Origin of the sequence: Celeribacter marinus, assembly GCF_965656515.1 — a bacterium.
Lineage (GTDB): Bacteria > Pseudomonadota > Alphaproteobacteria > Rhodobacterales > Rhodobacteraceae > Celeribacter > Celeribacter marinus_D.
The window spans coordinates 13,226-16,402 of record NZ_CBFHKW010000056.1 but is presented as its reverse complement, the minus strand read 5'-3'; the positions used below and the strand labels follow the sequence as shown (position 1 = coordinate 16,402).

Genomic DNA, 3,177 nt, shown 5'->3' with positions numbered 1-3,177 from the left:
GTTTTCACCTTGGCACTCTCAAATAGCCTTGGTGTAAAATAGGCACCCGCCACGCGTTTGTTAAGCTCCGCAAGTGTCGGATAAGGCGCAATCATACCCGCAATCTGGCTCATTTTGAGGTTTGAAGAAAGAACAAGCGACCAAAGAGTGATCAACTCACCCGCATCCGGCCCCACGATCGTGACACCAACCGGACGCCCTTTTACCACCATCACCTTGATAAATCCCGAATCCGCACGCTGTGTTGCAATGGCTCGGTCATTTCCCGACACCTGTGCGCGCACAATCTCTACCTTGTCACCATGAGTGGCACGGGCATCAGTTTCGGACAGGCCCACCTGCGCCAATTCAGGGGATGTATAAGTAGCCCGTGGAATATGGTGCGTTGAGGCCTTTGCAGGCAACCCAAACAGCAAAGAGCGGATAATCACGCCCGCCTGATACCCCGCCACATGGGTGAATTGCAGATTACCCGCAACAACATCGCCGATCGCATAAACACGGCGATTCGAGGTCCGCAGACGCGCGTCCACCGTGATGCCACCACGGTTGTGATTGATCTCACCCTTTTCCAATGCAAGGCTGTCGGAATTGGCGACACGGCCCGTAGCCACCAACAGATGCGACCCTCTGATCTGGCTTCCACTTTCAAGATAGAGAGTGATATCACCCTGCGTGCCCGACACCCGCACAACCTTGTCATTCTCGATGATATTCACGCCTTCGCCCTTGAGGGCTGCCACGACAACCCCTGCGGCTTCGGGATCTTCGCGCGACAGGGCCGTGGCGGCTTCGACAACCGTGACCTCACACCCCAAACGTCGATGCGCTTGCGCCATTTCCATTCCGATTGGGCCAGCCCCTAAAATCAATAGATGCTCAGGAGCCTTCGTGACATCCCAAAGGCTCTCGTTGGTCAGATATGGAACTGCATGAAGCCCGTCGATAGGCGGCACAAAAGGGCGCGATCCGGTCGCAATCACAAACCGGCGCGCCGTGATTTCTATACCATCTGCCTCAACTGTCTTTGACGACGTGAACTGTGCGTGTGCGCGGATCACTGTGCAGCCCAATCCCTCGAACCGCTCTTGGCTATCATGCGGAGCAATGGTCGCGATGGTCGCGCGGACATGCGCCATCGCATCCGCGTAGCTCATCCCATCTTGTCCCGCATACAACAGCGCCTTTGACGGCACACAGCCGGAATTGAGACAGTCGCCCCCCATCTCGCCCTTCTCGATTAAAACCACGCGCGCACCCATTTGAACGGCACCCGCAGCGACAGAGAGCCCCCCCGACCCCGCTCCGATCACACAAAGATCTGTTTTGAGTTTCGTCATAGGTCAAAGATCCTGTTTGGTGCGAGAGTTCAGAAATATCGGCAAGATCGCCAGAGCGCAGAGTCCAAGAATCGGCAAGAGGATATGTGGCTCAAAAATAAGACCGAGATCAGGCGATGCTCCTGCCTCAAACACCTTACCAAGCCCCGCACCGACCGATGTATAGACAATCGCACCCGGAATAATTCCGATTGCCGTCGAAATCGCAAAGCGGTGGAACGATGCACCAAGAAGCGCAGGCAGTAGATTTGCGACGAAAAACGGCACCACAGGCGCAAGGCGCATTAAAAAGAGCATCGACCACTGATTGTCATCAAGCCCGCGCTTGATCCGCTGCACGCGCGGCGACCCCGTTTCCATCTTGGTCGACAACCAATCACCCAACCCCCACCGCGCAGCGAGAAACAAAAGGCACGCGCCCGATGTCGCCGCAATGATATTGAACACCGCGCCGGGAAAGGTCGCGAACAAAAAGCCGCCCGTAAGTGTCGCGATGGTCGCCCCTGGCAGGGAAAACGCGACAATACCCGCATAAACAACCATGAAAAGCGCAACCGAGAGGCCAAAATGTGCATCGCGGTACGCCAAAAGCGCGCCTCGGTTCTCCGCTAAAGAATCAAAGCTCAGAGAATCGCGAAATAAAACCGCCAACCCAACTGCAATGGTGGCGAAAACAACGATAGGCCCGATGTGGCGACGTGTTTTTGGTGTACTGGTTGATGTACTGGGTTGTGCCATGAGGCCCTCGCGTTCACTATGGAGGGCGAACCTGCGCCATATGGCACGATATTGCTACCTTAACAGTCCTTCTATTGCACTGTTCTCACGCGCGGTTGATCTGTCGCGAGCGGTTCTCTAGAGGTTTCGGTCTGATACTGTCGAATTGTTACAGAATTCCCCACGACACGAATTGACAAGCTGCCTTTGGACACCTAAACGCAGGGCTTCAATGAATGTCGGCCTTCGAATCTCACGCCTTGAGGTTTGGGTCATGACCAAACCGATGGAGATGGCGCGATGAAACGCACCTTTCAACCGAGTAACCTCGTCCGCAAACGCCGCCACGGTTTCCGTGCACGTATGGCAACTAAAGCGGGCCGTAAGATCCTGAACGCACGTCGCGCACGCGGCCGCAAGTCGCTGTCCGCATAAGGGCAGCCTTAGGGCTCTACGAATATGACACCGCCGGACGCACCCGAGGGAATGGCAATAGCCGGAACCAAAGGTCAGCGATCGGCGGTTTTGTCATGCTCCGACACCTCTTCAGCCTCATCATTGATGACGTTGACAAAACGCGCGGATTTTTTGCGCGCCGCTCGTGCACGTAGGCAGGGCACTGGAAGTTTTTTGCTTCAGGCACGCAAGCGCGATGGCGATGAGCAGACAACGGGAATTCGTGTTGGATTTACCTGCTCTAAAAAGGTTGGCAACGCAGTTAAACGCAACCACGCCAAACGGCGGCTCCGTGAAATTGCGCGCCATATCCTACCTGAGTTGGGGCATGATGGATGGGATTACGTGTTAATCGGCAAAGCTGTAGACACCTCTGCGCGTCCATTTGACCTCCTCCTCAAAGACATGCGATACGCAATGCGCAAAGTGCATGGCGAACCCAAACAGTCGCAGCCATGACACCCTTCGCATTTATCGTATCGCTTCCCGTGCGCGCCTACCGCTTGGTGTTTAGTCCGATTGTTGGCTTTAATTGCCGCTATCAGCCCACATGTAGCGCCTATGCTATGGAAGCCCTCGAAAAACACGGTGCGATCAAAGGCTCGCTCTTGGCAGCCAAACGTATCGGGCGATGCCACCCGATGGGCGGCACGGGCTACGATCC

At 55.5% G+C, this 3,177-nt stretch carries 5 protein-coding genes; 3 read left to right on the top strand and 2 right to left on the bottom strand.

The features are described from left to right. Positions 1-1,340, bottom strand: a 1,340-nt coding sequence (locus tag ACTG34_RS11400; RefSeq protein WP_439105026.1) for a dihydrolipoyl dehydrogenase family protein, incomplete at its 3' end; no start/stop codon positions are given. A gap of 3 nt (positions 1,341-1,343) precedes the next feature. Further along, positions 1,344-1,928 (bottom strand): TVP38/TMEM64 family protein, encoded by a 585-nt coding sequence (locus tag ACTG34_RS11395; protein ID WP_439105025.1) that lies wholly within the window; start codon positions 1,926-1,928, stop codon positions 1,344-1,346. 429 nt (positions 1,929-2,357) lie between these two features. Here ACTG34_RS11395 and rpmH point away from each other — a divergent pair, with 429 nt between their 5' ends. The 3 genes from rpmH to yidD all read left to right on the top strand — a co-directional run. Further along, the gene (gene rpmH / locus ACTG34_RS11390; protein WP_012177012.1) at positions 2,358-2,492 is read left to right on the top strand and encodes a 50S ribosomal protein L34; all 135 of its coding nucleotides are present in this window, start codon (positions 2,358-2,360) and stop codon (positions 2,490-2,492) included. A gap of 24 nt (positions 2,493-2,516) precedes the next feature. Continuing rightward, on the top strand, positions 2,517-2,972 hold the full coding sequence (gene rnpA / locus ACTG34_RS11385) for a ribonuclease P protein component (protein ID WP_439105024.1): 456 nt from the start codon (positions 2,517-2,519) through the stop codon (positions 2,970-2,972). Continuing rightward, a partial coding sequence (gene yidD, locus ACTG34_RS11380) for a membrane protein insertion efficiency factor YidD (protein WP_439105023.1) occupies positions 2,969-3,177 on the top strand: 209 nt, incomplete at its 3' end. The genes rnpA and yidD, both read left to right, overlap by 4 nt.

What these genes read in the sequence shown, in the direction of transcription:
- rpmH (WP_012177012.1), top strand. Translation starts at nt 2,358, where the DNA reads ATGAAACGCACCTTTCAACCGAGTAACCTCGTCCGCAAACGCCGCCAC.
- rnpA (WP_439105024.1), top strand. Translation starts at nt 2,517, where the DNA reads ATGACACCGCCGGACGCACCCGAGGGAATGGCAATAGCCGGAACCAAA.